Source organism: Pseudomonas sp. BF-B-15, assembly GCF_019946675.1.
GTDB classification, from domain to species: domain Bacteria; phylum Pseudomonadota; class Gammaproteobacteria; order Pseudomonadales; family Pseudomonadaceae; genus Aquipseudomonas; species Aquipseudomonas migulae.
The window spans coordinates 52,194-67,477 of sequence record NZ_JAGYFZ010000015.1 but is presented as its reverse complement, the minus strand read 5'-3'; the positions used below and the strand labels follow the sequence as shown (position 1 = coordinate 67,477).

Genomic DNA, 15,284 nt, shown 5'->3' with positions numbered 1-15,284 from the left:
TTTGATCGCCCGTTTTTCTTAACTTGTTTTTTGCATCGGGTGCTTACTGGCGTTGAAATACTCCATGAAGCTCTGGCCCTGAGCAAAGGCTTTTTCAATCCTGGCGCTCTGTGCAACCAACTCGGCACTTGGCGTTGCCCATTGCTCCGGCGGCAGTGGTTTCGACCAGTCTGCAATCGAGTCCGGCAGCGCTTTCATACTGTAGCCATGGTCCCACTCTGCAACCCAGTAAGGGAAACGCCACCAAGTGATCAGGTGTGTCAGGTACCACCAGCCAACGCCAAGCGCCGAGCGCCGAGCGCTCGTTGTGTTGGTATTCCTCATGCATATCGGCACGCTCTTGATCGAAGGTATGGCGGCCTTCGTAAGGCGCCTTGCCGGGGCAGTACTGCGGTCCTTTTTCCATATAAACGCGGATTGCTTCCCACTCGCCCAAGCCATGGATGGGTGTTGCTACACCTTGGTTTACGAAGTGGACTGTGTCGGACTTGGGATCGTCGAATGCCATGCCAAAGGTGTAAGTGCTGATGATGCCTTCGCCGGTTGAACCGGTACTGACTGAGAGCCAGGCGACCAGTTCTTCCCATGGCTGGATGACGGGGTCGTCGGAGTTGTTGGGGAAGAAACAGACTTCGCGGCGTTGGCGATTGAAGCGGATGGGGCGGGTCTTGGATTTATTGAGAGTGGTACTGATCACCGCATACAGTCCTAAAACCGCTGCGCCTGCCGCTCCCCAAGCACCGATGGCAGCACCCATGGGAAAAAACTCTTTGAAAATGTATATAAATGTTCGGTCGTAGGGATCACCGATACTCATCAAGCCTGCGATAAAAGGTCCTACTATCAAACTTACAATCAACAAGAGCATTACACTTGCGATCATCACTCTGGCCTGGAAAGCCTTATTGAAGTTGCTACTACCGACATCGAGATAAGTATCGTTGACCTCAAGAAAGCTTCCACCCAAGTCCATTGGTGTCTGCCCGGTAGGAATGGGTAGTGGTGAAAAGAACAATGCCTCGCCAGTGGCAAAACGTCGGGTCTCACCAGCGACAGGGCGCTGATTGCTCAAGTCCCGCCAATCACCGGGTTGTTTGATATCTACGCTCATAATGCCGAACTATCCGCTGATTCTTTTGCCTCGGTTTTGCTGAGGTTGGCCTTGAAGTACGTCATGAAGTCCTGTCCTTGAGAAAAGGCCTTTTCGATCTTTGCGCTTTGCTCGTTCAAAGCTGAACTCGGTTTCGCCCATTGCTCAGACGGTAAGGGTTTGGACCACTCAGCAATGGATTCAGGTAGAGACTTCATGCTGAAACGATGGTCCCATTCCGCTACCCAGTACGGAAAACGCCACCAGGTGATCAGGTGTGTCAGGTACCACCAGCCAACGCCTAAAGCGGAACGCTCGTTGTGCTGGTATTCCTCATGCATGTCTTGTCGTTCTTTATCGAAGGTGTGACGGCCTTCGTAGGGGGCTTTGCCAGGGCAGAGCTCTGGGCCTTTTTCCATGTAGACGCGTATGGCTTCCCATTTACCCAAGCCGTGAGCAGGAGTCATTACGCCTTGTCTCACAAAGTGCACTACGTCAGCTCCGGAGTCGTCGAACGCCATACCAAAGGTATAGGCGCTTGCTACTCCCACTCCAGTAACCCCTGTACTGATTGAGAGCCAAGATACTGTCTCTTCCCATGGTTGAATGACGGGAACGTCAGAACCTTCGGGGAAGAAGCAGACTTCACGACGTTGGCGGTTGAATCGAATTGGACGGGTGCGGGACTTCGCTCTGGTAGTGCTCAAGATAACGTAAGTACCCAGAAGCGCGGCTATTCCTCCTCCCCAAAGACTAAAGGTCACACCGAAATGGAACATACCTGCAGCTCTGTCCCAAAAGGATTCGGAAAATGGATTTCCCCAAGTAGTAGATCCTGCAAGCAAAGGCAGAACAATCAGGCATGAGAAGATGAATATCATACCGAGCCCAATCATTGCCCTGGCTTGGAAAGCCTTGCCGAAATTACTACTGCCCACGTCAAGGAATGTCTCGTTGACTTCAACGAAGCTTCCGCCGAGATCCATGGGAATTTGCCCGGTAGGCACCGGCAGTGGCGACAAAAATAGAGCCTCTCCAGTAGCAAAACGACGAGTTTCACCGACGACAGGACGCTGCTGTTGTGTATCGAACTCGTCGTACTGCGCAGAGATAGGCGGCATTCGGAAAGCCATAAAGGGTGTTCGGCCTAGGACGCGCCCACTGTGGGCTCTTGAGCCGGTTCGGAAAATTTCACCTTGAAGTAATCCAGCAGGTTCTGGCCTTTCGCAAATGCTTTTCGGATCTCAGCACTTTCCTTCATCAAATCATCGCTAGGTACCGCATGTTCTTCAATAGGACGTGATAGTGACCAATCCAGTACTTCCTTGGGGAATCCTGCTTTGGGGCGGTTATTGATCCAGGCTGCGATGTAGCAGGGTATCGTCCAGCCACTGAAAAACTGAATTGTCAAAAAGCCCCATATATATCGAAGGAATGAATGATGAGAACGATATCCTTGTCTGCACATATGGAAATAGGCGACTGAACCTGCTTCGAATTCATCTGATTGCCCCATAGGTAATGCTTGAAGCCCTTCTTCCATATAGACGCGTATGGCCTCCCACTCAGCTATGGCTTGGTTCAAGTTCCCGCTCGGAACGCTGACCCAAAGCACATCGCCATTTTTGTCACGAAGTCCGATCATCAGTTTGAATTCGGGGATTACAGCATATTGAGTGATCAGCTTGCTCACTGAAACGCTCGCAATGACTTCTTCCCACGGAACATAACGAGGAGACATTCCCTTCTTGGGAACAAAAACAACTTCCCGGCGCTGGCGATTGAAACGTACTGGAGGTTGATTGCTGACTTGGCGAATGGCAAAGAAAAACACGCAAAGGTAAAGAGTGGCAAGCGCACCCACAAAACCCCAAACCGCAATGCTTGTAAAGAAATCCAGCCAACTACTCCAGAACGGCTCTACATCTCTTCTTATCCAAGATCCAAGCCCCGTTGTAAAAAAAAGAAAAATCAACAGGAACATCACCGCCCCGATTCCAGCTCGGGCCATAAACTCAAAGCTTCCTCGAGAAATAGCAAAGTCTAAAAAAACTTCATTGGCATAGCGGTGCAGTTGGCGCGCACTGAAAGGCAACAGCCCTGTAGGGACGGGTCTAGGTGATAAGTAGACAATCTCCGTGTCGGAGTCACTTTCAAAATCTCCGGCATGAGGTAGTCGGTCGTATTTATGCTTCAAGGACGCGGCTCATCGTTTCCATTCAGTTATTTATCGATTCTTCTGTCTCATTTGCGTTTAGATTTGCCTTGAAGTAAGTCATGAAATCTTGTCCCTGAGCGAAAGCCTTCTCGATCTTGGCGCTTTGCTCCTTCAAAGCTTGGCTTGGCTTCGCCCACTGCTCAGGCGGAAGAGATTTCGACCACTCAGAAATGGATTCAGGTAGAGATTTCATGCTGAAACGATGATCCCATTCCGCCACCCAGTACGGAAAGCGCCACCAGGTGATCAGGTGTGTCAGGTACCACCAGCCAACGCCTAATGCTGAGCGCTCGTTGTGCTGGTATTCCTCGTGCATGTCTTGTCGTTCTTTATCGAAGGTGTGACGGCCTTCGTAGGGTGCTTTGCCAGGGCAGAACTCTGGACCTTTTTCCATGTAAACGCGTATGGCTTCCCATTTGCCTAGTCCATGAATAGGAGTCATGACCTCCTGTGTAAGAAAGTGCACCGTATCGGCCTTGGGATTATCTATGGCCATGCCAAAGGTGTAGCTACTGATTACGCCTACTCCTGTAAATCCGGTGCTGACTGAGATCCACGCAACCGTGTCTTCCCAAGGCTGGATCACTGGTTCGTCGGAACCATCCGGGAAGTAACAGACCTCTCGGCGCTGACGGTTAAATCGGATAGGTCGGGTACGGGCTTTGCTTCTGGTGGTGCTGATAATCGCGTACAGGCCGATCAGCGCTGCTCCTCCTCCACACCAGAGCGCTAGTGATAGTCCAAACTCAAAAAAATCGCTGAAGTAAAACCAAAAGCTTCTACCGAATGGATTTATGAATGCTGCGAAGCCCATCAAGGTTGGGAGAACAAACAGACAAACGAGAACTACGACTGTAGGAAGCGAAACAGCTAAACGTGCTTGGAAAGATTTGGTGAGGTTGCTGCTGCCCAAGTCCAGGTAGGTGTCGTTGACTTCAACGAAGCTGCCGCCGAGATCCATTGGGGTTTGCCCGGTAGGAACTGGCAGCGGAGAGAAAAATAATGCTTCACCCGTGGCAAAACGACGAGTTTCACCCGCCATGGGGCGGTGGTTTTTGAGGTCAAGTTCGACTTGATGTTCTGGTTTGGATGGCATGCTAGCTCAATCGAAAAATCGGACAACTACAGCGTGTCGCTTGTTACTTGTAGCCAAGAGCAACTGTGGTGCACGTCATTAATATAGATACCGCTGGAAGTACCTTACGAATCTGCACACTTAGGGACGTGGCTCCGAACGGGTGTCTTGAGGCGGGTATTGGACCGTTTTTGTGGGATAGAAGAGACAGATCGGTACGTTTGCACCTTCTATGGAATAGCATCTGTATTTAAAAATAAATTTATTGTGGTCGCAGGGTCATTGTGTTTTAACCGTTCAAGCACAATGTTTTTCAAAAAATTTTCAGTTGTTATCCCTGCTTTTCAATGTCAGCCAGTTTTGTAGATGGCCCATCCGACTGCAAGCGCTCAAGTACGATTTTCGGCCAGCGATTACGGGACCTACGTTTAGCGATGTTGTAGGTGAAGTCTTGAATGCGGCTTGAAGGATAAAAGAATAAGTTTGCTGAAAGCATTACAAAATCAATGCCGCTCAGGTAGTTTTTTCCTGCGGAGGTGGATTTTTTCTCAGCAATAGTCTGGCGAGTGTGTTTTAGAAAGTCAGATTGCTTTAGGTTTGCTTCTAACTGGCTTTTAACGAAGGCGTCAGACTGGCTGTGAGCGCCGGTTTTATCAAACCAAGGTCCGTTGTTCATGTAGGATCGGATGTATTCCCAAAATCCTTTTTGCATGTCCAGTGTTTTTCCTGTGGGGCTGCCAAGACTAACCATGAGCATGTTCTGAGGTTTGTCAAATTGCTGGACGACCACTTCAAGAGATGCATTGTTTATACCAGCAGTATAAGGGCCGATCATCTGAAACTCGCAAGCAACCGCTTGGGCTACATTCCATGGCGAGTGAAATAGTTCGCCGTTGTTGTCGAAATAAATCTCTTTAGTACGCCGATTAAATAATACCGGTAGAGGGAGTGGGCGGAGAATTTCCCAGAGAAATGGAATCAGAAGCATCGGCAGGCCAACTAAAAGTCCGTTTACTCCGCCTTCAGTTTTTCCTGTAGAAAAAAACCAAATAGCCATGAGTAGACAAGGAACAGCTCCTAGGGCCATCAGCCCAGTGATCAGTCCACGATCAGTATCGGCGCTGGTTTTTAGTGATAAATAGTTTTCTGTGTGTTCATCCGTAATGAAGAGCTCCATCGGAGCTTGCCCGGTGGGCTCATTTGCCGTCAGAACAACACTGGACGCTTCGCCATACTTGGTACGCGCTTCTTGAATGATATCTTTTAAAGCCATGCTATATCCTTAATTTCGATGGAGGGTAATGTCATCCCCTCCATCGGTGAGTAGGACAGTTTGCCGCTAATGCTATTCAATGCCCTACCTTCTCGATCCGTATGGTAGACGCGCCTGTACGTTGCGACACCGGCTTCTGTTTTTACACGTGTACCTTCGTGTCGGTCGAAGCTATTTCCGGTCCATTTGACTTTTTCACGCTTTCCACCATAGCCGAAAATCCCCCCCCAAACCTCTTCTCCTTCGAACATTATCATGTCGTCGGTAAGCACATTTTTACCAGGCAATCGAAGGATTAAATAGGTGCTTTCAACCATGCCCCTATATGGATTCAGTTCGTTTAGCCGATAGGCATCGAAGCTAATAGGGAAAATGATTTTGTAAAGTTCCAACATGGAGCTTTGATAGTTTTTTGACCATTCTGCAGGACTCGATCCGTATTTTGTACCCTTGATCCACTTTTCTAACGGAGTGTCTTGAGTATAAAGACGTGCCCACAACCCTCCAATTATTAAAATTGATATCCCAAGTGCTGTGAGAGCTAGATGGGGGCCTCGGCTTACGGCGCCGCCAACTGCCGCTGCTTCACCCAGGATCACGGCCGCTCTCGCGGCGCGGACAGCCCTGAAGGTCTGAACATACACCGCAAGATTTGCACCAGAGGCCATACCAAGTCCAGCGTTGATGCTGGCTGTATCAAAATCCCCCGACTGAAACGCATCCAAAGCTTCGATTCCGTATACGATCACATCAAGGCCTGACACCATGGATTGCAAAATTGCAGCGTTCGCAGCCAACCCCAGAACTTTGGTCAAAGCCACGCGTGAACTGACAGATTCTTTGCCAGTTGACGCCACAATGGACTCCCAGTTTACCTCCGCTACACGTTGCCAAATTGCAGTCAGAGCCGCACCAGATCCAACGATAGACCCCGCGAAGCTGATGTAGTTTTTTGCTGTTTGTTCTTTAGCAAGCGCCGCTATGCTCCAGCCAAAGTTGATACCAGCCATTAGTGCTACAACACACTTTACAGGCGCCTTGTTCAGTCCATCCTTACTCAGATCAAGGAGATTTTTTAGGTTGGTTTCCGGGGTGACCAATCCGGAAATGGATGGAAGCTTACCTCCAGCAGTGCTGGTTGACGGTGCTGGAACCAAAATAAAGAAGGGTAGAGCATCCTGAATGGCAGAGGCTACTGGCGTTAAATTCAGTTTTCCGATCGGCTTCGTCGGACGGGTCTCCATCAGGTCGCTCAACCACTCGCCAATCTGCTTATTGGTTACTTGAGCAGTTTCCATTCGCTGACCGCTTCGGCCTAAAGCTGCTCCCATAAAGAGCTTGGCAACGCTGCTCGGAGGTTTGGAATTGTTGTGCAGTTCGATTCCTGCGACAGGTGCCAATGAAACAAAAAGGGCCTCTGACGCGGGGGCGGGACTTCGAAGCGCCAGTTTGTTCGCCACGTTGTTAATCATCGCGGACAGGTCCAGTGCTCTGCCCATGCTTGCCGCGACCTTGCCAATGTTGGCGGTGTTATCTCTTATGCCATCCGACACATCGACAAGTGATTTCACTTCTCCAATACCAAGGCGCTGACCCAACCCTAGCAATGCCCAAAGCAACCACGGACTTCCCGTTGTCTCTTTTTGAGGGTCAAGCGCTTCCCCTATAGATTTAGCGCTAACGCTGCAAATAGATGCCCCTAAGCACGCGGATGCGAAGTTCATTTCAAGCTCGACACGCTTTGCTGGATTGGTAATGTCGTAATGACCGGCCGCGGTATCTAGCGAAGAAGGGCCTTTGCTTCGTCTTGTTTTGAACCAGTCGTCCCAGAGCACGGAATGGCGTCTTATGTCGGCGGTAAATTGCTTTTCCGCAGATTCTTGCTGTGTCCAGATTTTTTGCAATTCGGAATAACGAGTTGCACCGGGTAGGAGTTGTTTGATCTTTGGATCATTTTCCCCTAGCGATTTTAGAGTTCCAGCAATGGCCCAGTCTTCAGCGCTTTTTTTACGTAGATCCTCAAACGTTTTTTGCTGTGTGCGGATTAGCAAAGCCAAGTCATGCCAGACACCCCACGCATCATCAGCAATGGCATACGCCTGCTGCTCGCAGCGTTGCATAGCCTGCAAGGTTGGCTTCCATTTAGGCGCATTTTGGGTAGAGGACTCACAACTCCATTGAAAACCTTCCGGCTCTTTGTAGTCGCCAATGAAGTCATAAATGCCCTCTGCTTTACCGCTGGCTGGGGCGGCGCCAGGTGTGAACGCTCGCATCACCCGCGTGCGCGTGCTGGCTTTTGATTTAGCCGCCGCGAACTGTTGATCGGTCCACTGCGTAGGAGACCAGGCGAGCATCGCCGGTGTACCAGCTGGGAGCATCAAATAAGGCTTTTTACTCTTATCGATGACTTTGCCGCCGCGAGCGGTTTCTTGCAGCATCGTATTTTCGACAGTGAACTCGACCAGCTTTGCCGGGGAGGTTTGCCATACGTACAGGTGACCGTTGCGGAGGAAGCGCGCGACATAATTCAATGGCTTGCCACGAGTCACCGCATTCTTGTCACCCAGCTCGGGAAAGTTGCCGTTAAGCGGCGGCAAATTCATTGCGCTGACATCAAGGCTGGGCGTTGGGCCAATGGCGTAACGTAGTGGTATCACGGCGGTGAGTAATGGGCAGCCGGCCGGTTTGAATTCTGCTTTTGCTGGCGCAGGTTGGGTCATTACACGACTTCCTGTGATGTATCGGTATCAGGTGCCAATGCCTCAAGCAACGGCCAGGTTAAAACGATCTGCGCATTGATGCCGCTATCGTTGGGGGCACAATCTTCCTTGGGTTTTTCATTTGCCCACGCACGTTTCGCAGTGCCTTCATGATTGACCCACACGCAATCAATCCCATGCCAAAAGCCGATTGGCCAGACTGCGCCTGCGAGCCACGCTCGTCGTATCGGTGCTGCGTCACCGAGGCGCAGCCAGAACTCTCGTCGATCCGGGGAGTAGATTCGGATTCGTCGCTGTAACGTATTGAATACCTGGCTAGCCGATTGCTGGGTTTGCAACCATATCCCGTTACTCAGGTTTCCATCCGCATGCGACCACGCCTGATAAGCGGGACTACCCATCGGGGCGTCGAGCAGAATGGGGCCGGCTTCGGCAATGGGTTCGTAAGGTGTTCCGAGTAGCAGGGGCATCGGCTGGTGGCTTGGGTAGTTTTGATAGAGCCAAACCACTGCATCTTCCAAATGCGCACCATCCATCAGCAGAAATCCATTGCGGCCATTGATGTTGGTCATTTGTGCGCCTCTTTCGCTGCTTTTGCTGCCTCACAGACTTCACAGACCCCCGAAGGTGTCTGCCTGAACACCATGTTCTGTTTTACCAATGCCTCGATAGGCATGCCTGGCTTATCCGCATCCGCCTGCTTCAACGGCCCCGGCAATATCGGCGCAGCCCCCGTCCCGCTGCCCGGTCCGCCACCGGAGTTCATGTTGATCGCCGGCCCGCTCATGGTGACGCCGCCTGCATCGATCTTGATGAAGCTGCCGCCGCCGATCAGGGTCAGTTCGCTGCCGGCTTCGAGCACGATTTTCATGCCGCTGCTCAGGTGGATTTCCTGGCCCGCGTCGATGAATTGCCCGGTGCCGATCTTGATGTGCTGGTTCACGCCCACGGTCAGGTGGTCGTTGGCGCGGGCTTCGACTTTGCGGTCTTCATAAACGGTGTGGTGTTCTTCGGCCTTGAATTCGCTGTAGCTGTTCTTCTCCACGGTGTCGTGGCGTTCGTTGCCGACGCGGATCTTCTGGTCGTGTTCGACGTTTTCGTCCCAGTCGCGCTGGGCGTGGAGGAAGATCTGTTCCTGGCCTTTCTTGTCTTCGATGCGCAGTTCGTTGAAGCCTGCGCCACCCGGTGAACTCAGGGTTTTGAAGGTGGTGCGGGTCTTGTTCGCCGGCAGGGCGTACGGGACGACGTTTTCCTTGTGGTACAGGCAGCCGCTGATCAGCGGCTGGTCGGGGTCGCCTTCGAGGAACGTGACGAGCACTTCCATGCCGATTCGCGGGATGGCGATGCCGCCGTAGTGAGCACCGGCCCAGGCGGAGGAGACGCGCAGCCAGCAGCTGGTCTTGTCGTCGGCCTGACCTTCGCGGTCCCAGTGGAATTGCACTTTGACGCGGCCGTACTGATCGCAGTGGATTTCTTCACCTTTGGGCCCGGTGACCACGGCGCTCTGGCTGCCGAGAATGCGCGGTTTCTTCTGCGTCAGCGGCGGGCGGTTCGGCACGTCCCACGGGGTGGCCTGGAAGCGGTTGCGATAACCCTGATGGAAGTCGTCTTTCAGGTTGGTCGTGCTGCTGGTGACCGACTCTTCCAGCACTTGCGGCTGTTTGCCTTCGTGCAGGACTTCGGTGAGCAGCCACAGGTCGTTCCATTTAGCTTTCGGGTGTTGGGTCAGAGCCAGGAAATGGCCACTGACCAGCAACGGCTGATCGCTTTTGCCTTCGGCCAGCTGGAAGTCGCTGCGGTGACGTTCGAGGGCACGTTTGGCCAGGTGCTTGCCGCGTTCGCGGTCGATGAAGCGACCAGGGTAGTCGTAGTCTTCGAGGTCGGGCAGGGCGTCGCCACGGTGTTCGCTTTCGAGGTTGATGCGCGGTTTTTCGAAGTCGTAGTCGCGGCGGGTGATGCGGCTGGTGCGGGTTTCCAGGCGCAGGTCGAAGCGCTTGATCACCGGGTCGCTGGCGACCATGCCGGAATCTTGCTGATAGGCCACGGGCGCGAGTTTCGGGAACACCGTCTGGTCATCGCCGAACACCAGTTTGTGGGCCGTGGCGCTGTGCTCGAAGTGGTAGTGGATACCTTCTTCCTCGCACAGGCGCTGGACGAATTGCAGGTCCGATTCATCGTACTGAACGCAGTAGATGCGCTCGGGATAAATCGCCCCGACTTTGAATTGGTAGGCATTGCTCTGAATGCCGTGCTCTTCGAGGACCAGGCCGATGATTTTCGGTACCGTGAGGTTCTGGAAGATGCGCTGGTTGATGCGGTGCGCGAGGTAGGACAGTTGCGGGCGCAGGGTCACCGCGTAGCGGGTCAGGCGTTTGCCGGAATCACCCTGGGCGGCGCGATAGATCTGGCCATGAATGCCGCTGCCGTCGGGCGAGAGCTGCAAAAAGGCCGGTTTGTGCAGCAGGCTTTCGAGGTCCAGGGACGGCTTTTCACTGACCAGTTCCACCTCAAACACAAACGGCTGGCTGATGGCTTCCCGACCTTGCAGGGATAAAACCTGGAAGTCGCTGGAAAGACCTTCGATGGTCAGGGCAAAGTGAGTCTGATTGGCCGGCGCGAACATCCCTTGTTCCTCGTGCTGTGGAGCGGCGTTCGTCGACAACCGCAAAGCGGATCAACGCACGCGAAATTCTGGAGGGGCGTAAACAACATCGACCAGCAGAGCTGGCCGATGCTTGTAACGATCAGCCGTAATTAAACGACTGGAGCACGCCAGTCATCGGAACCCGAAGTACCGGATACTTCGTGGGTCCAGGTGATTTTGCGGTAGGTGAACTGCACTTCTTCCAGGTGGGTGAAGTGCGAGTTGCCTGGATCCTGGCAGTTGTGCATTTTGTTGTTGATGGCGACGATGATCGCGTCTTCCAGTTTGGTGGTGTAGTAGTGCTCTTGAGTACCTTGAGCCGAAGTACGGAACCACTGGATAACGATTTCGCTCATGCGCTCGCCGGAGGTCAGAGCCGCTTGCAGCAGAGGCGAAGCCTTGTCGTAGACCTTCGTGATCACGACTGGCTTGTGTACGCGCTGACCGGTCGGTTGGCCGGATTGCGGGTCACGCGGGATGATCACGTCGTGGCTGAAAGCCTGAACCATGACCTGGTCTTCGTGGCCTTCCTGGTAGGTGTTGCCAACGGAGTCGGCAGTGAAGGCGCCGGCAGTGATCAGGCCTTGTTTTTCGCCAGTAACGGACATGTACGCTGGTGTTGCCATGGATGCTCTCCTTGCTGAATAAATAAAGGTGCCCGGGAGGCGGTATCGCCCGGTGGGTGCATGACTGTTATCAAGGTCCGTGCCACAAACGATAAAAGCCATATAAAACAAGGCGTTGAGATTGTTTTGCGACTGTTTTTGAAACGCCGCGCAAGGCTCTACGCGTAATGTGCGCAAGAAGTTGCGCAGCACTGCGCAACTTCTTGCGCACTCGGCTGGAGGCCCTGATTAGCCGGATGTTGTGCAGTGAAACCGGAGGATTTGCTCGGTCGATTGCGCAACTTCTTGCGCATCAAGGCGGTTGGCCATCACTGAGAGAACCCGTGTAACAAGTGCAACGAACTGCGCAGCCGGGTGGTCAAAACTGCGCTGAGAAAACCGTACATTTCCCACATTCAAGGAGCGCGACATGAAAATCCTGATGGTTTTGACGTCCCACGATCAATTGGGCAATACCGGTAAGAAAACCGGCTTCTGGCTGGAGGAATTCGCGGCACCGTATTTCGCTTTCAAAGACGCCGGCGCTCAGCTGACGCTGGCGTCGCCCAAGGGAGGCCAGCCGCCACTGGACCCCAAAAGCGATGAGCCCGATGCGCAGACCGCTGCGACGGAGCGTTTTCGCAAGGATCCGGCGGCCCAGTCCGCATTGGCGTCCACCGCGTTGCTCGGCAGTGTGCGAGCCGAAGATTACGATGCGGTTTTCTATCCGGGCGGGCATGGCCCGTTGTGGGATCTGGCTGAAGACAAGGTTTCGATCGCATTGATCGAGGCGTTTTACAAGGCGGGCAAGCCGGTTGCTTTGGTCTGCCATGCGCCGGGCGTGTTGCGTCACGTCAAGGGCGCGGATGGCCAACCGCTGGTCAAAGGCAAGCGTGTGACCGGTTTCACCAACTCCGAGGAGGAGGCGGTGCAACTGACCAATGTGGTGCCGTTTCTGGTGGAGGACATGCTCCAGGAGAAGGGCGGGATTTTTTCCAAGGGGGATGACTGGGCGAGTTATGTGGTGACCGATGGTCTGCTGCTGACGGGGCAGAATCCGGCGTCGTCCGAGGCGGCGGCTGAAGCGCTGCTGGCGAAGCTGAAATAACCACGAACCTTGTAGGAGCCGGCTTGCCGGCGATAAGGCCCTGAAGAGCAATACAAATCCAAGGGCCCCATCGCCGGCAAGCCGGCTCCTACAAGGGGGGATTAACGGAGCGTTGCGAAGCATTCCTCGATCGAACGCCGTTGCGTCTCGGCATACAACCCCAACTCATCGATGGTCGATCGTCCCAGGGCTTGCTCGAATGCTTGCCGATTCGAATGCTCGCCGTAGTGAGTTTGTGCGGCATCCCCCAGGTTCGACTGGAAAATCCCCGCCGCGCTGACCGGCAGGAAATCTTCGTAAACCAGCGGTTCAACCCGCAAATAGCCTCCGCTGAGCAGATCTTCCAGAGACGAGGATTTAAGCGCCGGCGCTCCGACGCCTTTCTCCGTCACGAAATAGCGAAAGTACGCCAGTTCCTGTAGGCGCATGCCCTCGACGGTGTCAGGGAATTCGCTGAAATGCTGCGTCATCAGCGCGTTATAGCGTGCGGCGTTGCCTTCGTTGGGGAAGTCCCCGAGTTCGTCGCGAGCAGCATTGAGCAAACGGTCATACAGCGCTCGTCCTTTAGGCGTGAGCGCCGCGCCGCGCTGCTCGATTTCACCGAAACGAGCGCTGTGGCTGCCGCGACTTTCGGCCTGATCGGTGAAGGCGACAGGCTCGTCCAGCGCCTTGAAACTGGTCTGACGCAACAGGATCGGGCACTGCCGGCGGGGCGGGCCTTCGATCACCGCTTTAGGGGTAATGCCGTGGGCCGGCATTTGCGCCTGCACGATGTCGATGTCCAGCGTGCGCGGCGTCAGGTGGTTGATGTGCGGCCCCTTGAACGCCACCACGTCGGCGATCAGGCGATGCTGGGCGCTGAGTTTCTGGTACTGCTCGGCGGTGACCGTCGCGCTGTGGTGCCAGCGGAAGGTTTCCAGCGCTTGCTCGACGAAGTCCTGGGCCTCGGGCTCGGTGAGGCCACCTTCGGTTTCGGCACGATCAATGAGGTTCAATGCTTTTGGCGTGAAGATCGAGCGCTTATTCAGCACCGATTGCGCAAAGGCGCGCAGCTCAAGGTCTTCGATCAATTCCAGACGCAGCAACGAGGTGAACACTCGAAACGGGCTGACCTGCAGTGCGGCTTCATGCACCGCGCGGAACGCCGTGGAATGCACCGGCACGCCGGCCGGGGTCAGGTCGTAATAGCCGACCGGTTGCATGCCCATCACCGCAAACAGCCGGGCGAGGGTGGCCAGTTCAGCTGAAGTGCCGACGCGGATGGCGCCATGACGCTCCAGGTCCAGGCGCTGGATTTCGCCGGTGCTGTTCAACTGTCGGGCGATCTGCGGGTCGCTCTCCAGTACATGGCGGTTGGTCTGTTCCACCAGTTCCATCAGCGCGCCGTACAGCGGCACTTCTTCGCGGTACATGTCGGACATCGCTTTGGAGAAGCGTTGGCGGATCAGGTCAGGGCTGACAAAGCTCGGGTGGCTCATGAAAAAATTCCTGGCGCGGTGACGTAAAGGATGCAGAAAAGATCGCAGCCTTCAGCGCCGCCGACAAACGAAGAATCTTACGGACTTCATTCTTCCAAGGACTGCTTGCTCAATGCATCCTCTGGTCCTGAGGGCTTTCCGAGCGTTGGGATGCCAAAAACTCCCGATATAACCGCGCCGTGCTCCCTGGCTCTTCGACCATCGGCATATGGCCGATGCCGTCCCAGATTTCTACACGCAGATCCTCGATGCCTTTGCTCCAGATCGCCACGCTACTGACATCGATCAAGCGGTCCTTGCGCCCCCACAGCAGCAGCGCCGGGCACTTGATGTCGGGCAGTTTTGGCTCCATCGGCGGGCTGGTGCGAAAGTCGCTGAAGATTTCTGCCAACTCATCCCGGGATTGTTCATAACGCTGGGCGATGGCGTCCAGCACCACGCCGGGCACCCACGGTGGTTCGGCCATGGTCATGGCGTAGAAGCGCCGAAATTCTTCTCGGGAGTGAACCAGGAACGGGTTGTGCCCCTGGGCCAGGTGGCGTTCCAGGTCACTGATTTCGGGGGCGGTGACACCGGCCGGGTCGATCAGCGCAACCGACGCGATGCGCTCCGGGTAGGTGGCCGCGAGCCAGGCTGCCATGTAGCCGCCCATCGAGTTGCCGATCACGTGGACCTTCTCGACGCCGCAGACGTCGAGCAACTGGATCATTCGTTTGGCCTGCAAGGGAATGTCATAACCGCCGCCGGCCTTGAAGCCGGTTTCGCCATGCCCCGCGATGTCGGGAATGATCACCCGGTAGGTGCCGACAAAGTGCCGGGCAAAACGCAGCCAGATATTCTTGTCGGCGCTGTAGCCGTGGAGCATCAGCACACTGCTTGATGCTTCATAAGGCCCGCCTTGCCAGGTCGAGACGGTCATTTCGGCGATGGGCACGACGATTTTGTGTAGCCGATACAGCTTGGCTTCGGCCGCCATGTTCAAGTCATAGAGCCAATAACCGATGGCCGGGTAGCTCAACCAGCTCCAGGCCGCGAAAACCGCGATAGCGACAACCAACAAAAGCATCAGGCGT

The 15,284-nt window shown here is 54.3% G+C and carries 12 protein-coding genes; 1 reads left to right on the top strand and 11 read right to left on the bottom strand.

Translation table 11 applies throughout. The annotated features are described in order from the left end of the window. Nucleotides 1-94: 94 nt before the first annotated feature. The 9 genes from KGA97_RS07485 to KGA97_RS07445 form a co-directional block, all read right to left on the bottom strand. Nucleotides 95-1,111: a DUF6708 domain-containing protein gene (locus KGA97_RS07485; RefSeq protein ID WP_223480503.1), complete on the bottom strand. Its 1,017-nt coding sequence runs from the start codon at nt 1,109-1,111 to the stop codon at nt 95-97. Next, nucleotides 1,108-2,211 carry a DUF6708 domain-containing protein gene (locus tag KGA97_RS07480; protein WP_223480502.1) on the bottom strand — a complete coding sequence of 368 codons (1,104 nt, stop codon included), beginning with the start codon at nt 2,209-2,211 and terminating at the stop codon, nt 1,108-1,110. The genes KGA97_RS07485 and KGA97_RS07480 overlap by 4 nt, the downstream gene beginning before the upstream one ends. Before the next feature lie 26 nt (nt 2,212-2,237). After that, on the bottom strand, nt 2,238-3,287 hold the full coding sequence (locus KGA97_RS07475; protein ID WP_223480501.1) for a hypothetical protein: 1,050 nt from the start codon (nt 3,285-3,287) through the stop codon (nt 2,238-2,240). 22 nt (nt 3,288-3,309) lie between these two features. Continuing rightward, nucleotides 3,310-4,404: a DUF6708 domain-containing protein gene (locus KGA97_RS07470; protein ID WP_317848235.1), complete on the bottom strand. Its 1,095-nt coding sequence runs from the start codon at nt 4,402-4,404 to the stop codon at nt 3,310-3,312. Between the two features lie 310 nt (nt 4,405-4,714). Beyond that, nucleotides 4,715-5,656 (bottom strand): hypothetical protein, encoded by a 942-nt coding sequence (locus KGA97_RS07465; protein WP_223480500.1) that lies wholly within the window; start codon nt 5,654-5,656, stop codon nt 4,715-4,717. Further along, on the bottom strand, nt 5,647-8,376 hold the full coding sequence (locus tag KGA97_RS07460) for a toxin VasX (RefSeq protein WP_223480499.1): 2,730 nt from the start codon (nt 8,374-8,376) through the stop codon (nt 5,647-5,649). Before KGA97_RS07460 ends, KGA97_RS07465 begins: the two co-directional genes overlap by 10 nt. Next, complete coding sequence (locus tag KGA97_RS07455) at nt 8,376-8,948, bottom strand: DUF4123 domain-containing protein (RefSeq protein ID WP_223480498.1); 573 nt, start codon at nt 8,946-8,948, stop codon at nt 8,376-8,378. Before KGA97_RS07455 ends, KGA97_RS07460 begins: the two co-directional genes overlap by 1 nt. Next, the gene (gene tssI / locus KGA97_RS07450) at nt 8,945-10,999 is read right to left on the bottom strand and encodes a type VI secretion system tip protein VgrG (protein ID WP_223480497.1); all 2,055 of its coding nucleotides are present in this window, start codon (nt 10,997-10,999) and stop codon (nt 8,945-8,947) included. Before tssI ends, KGA97_RS07455 begins: the two co-directional genes overlap by 4 nt. Nucleotides 11,000-11,130: 131 nt before the next feature. After that, a complete protein-coding gene (locus KGA97_RS07445; protein WP_007919523.1) occupies nt 11,131-11,646 on the bottom strand; it encodes an Hcp family type VI secretion system effector in 516 nt (171 codons plus the stop codon). A 409-nt stretch (nt 11,647-12,055) separates the two neighbouring features. On the opposite strand from KGA97_RS07445, the gene KGA97_RS07440 reads away from it, so the two are divergent. Further along, on the top strand, nt 12,056-12,733 hold the full coding sequence (locus KGA97_RS07440; protein ID WP_223480496.1) for a type 1 glutamine amidotransferase domain-containing protein: 678 nt from the start codon (nt 12,056-12,058) through the stop codon (nt 12,731-12,733). A gap of 101 nt (nt 12,734-12,834) precedes the next feature. Here KGA97_RS07440 and KGA97_RS07435 read toward each other — a convergent pair whose 3' ends face one another. Together KGA97_RS07435 and KGA97_RS07430 are read right to left on the bottom strand one after the other, a co-directional pair. Then, complete coding sequence (locus KGA97_RS07435; protein WP_223480495.1) at nt 12,835-14,211, bottom strand: VOC family protein; 1,377 nt, start codon at nt 14,209-14,211, stop codon at nt 12,835-12,837. A 109-nt stretch (nt 14,212-14,320) separates the two neighbouring features. Beyond that, entirely contained in the window at nt 14,321-15,277 is a 957-nt protein-coding gene (locus KGA97_RS07430) for an alpha/beta fold hydrolase (protein WP_223480494.1), read from the bottom strand. Nucleotides 15,278-15,284: the final 7 nt, after the last annotated feature.

Coding starts and splice junctions, on each gene's coding strand:
- tssI (WP_223480497.1), bottom strand. CDS start 10,999: ATGTTCGCGCCGGCCAATCAGACTCACTTTGCCCTGACCATCGAAGGT.
- KGA97_RS07455 (WP_223480498.1), bottom strand. CDS start 8,948: ATGACCAACATCAATGGCCGCAATGGATTTCTGCTGATGGATGGTGCG.
- KGA97_RS07485 (WP_223480503.1), bottom strand. CDS start 1,111: ATGAGCGTAGATATCAAACAACCCGGTGATTGGCGGGACTTGAGCAAT.
- KGA97_RS07435 (WP_223480495.1), bottom strand. CDS start 14,211: ATGAGCCACCCGAGCTTTGTCAGCCCTGACCTGATCCGCCAACGCTTC.
- KGA97_RS07480 (WP_223480502.1), bottom strand. CDS start 2,211: ATGCCGCCTATCTCTGCGCAGTACGACGAGTTCGATACACAACAGCAG.
- KGA97_RS07440 (WP_223480496.1), top strand. CDS start 12,056: ATGAAAATCCTGATGGTTTTGACGTCCCACGATCAATTGGGCAATACC.
- KGA97_RS07445 (WP_007919523.1), bottom strand. CDS start 11,646: ATGGCAACACCAGCGTACATGTCCGTTACTGGCGAAAAACAAGGCCTG.
- KGA97_RS07465 (WP_223480500.1), bottom strand. CDS start 5,656: ATGGCTTTAAAAGATATCATTCAAGAAGCGCGTACCAAGTATGGCGAA.
- KGA97_RS07430 (WP_223480494.1), bottom strand. CDS start 15,277: ATGCTTTTGTTGGTTGTCGCTATCGCGGTTTTCGCGGCCTGGAGCTGG.
- KGA97_RS07460 (WP_223480499.1), bottom strand. CDS start 8,376: ATGACCCAACCTGCGCCAGCAAAAGCAGAATTCAAACCGGCCGGCTGC.
- KGA97_RS07470 (WP_317848235.1), bottom strand. CDS start 4,404: ATGCCATCCAAACCAGAACATCAAGTCGAACTTGACCTCAAAAACCAC.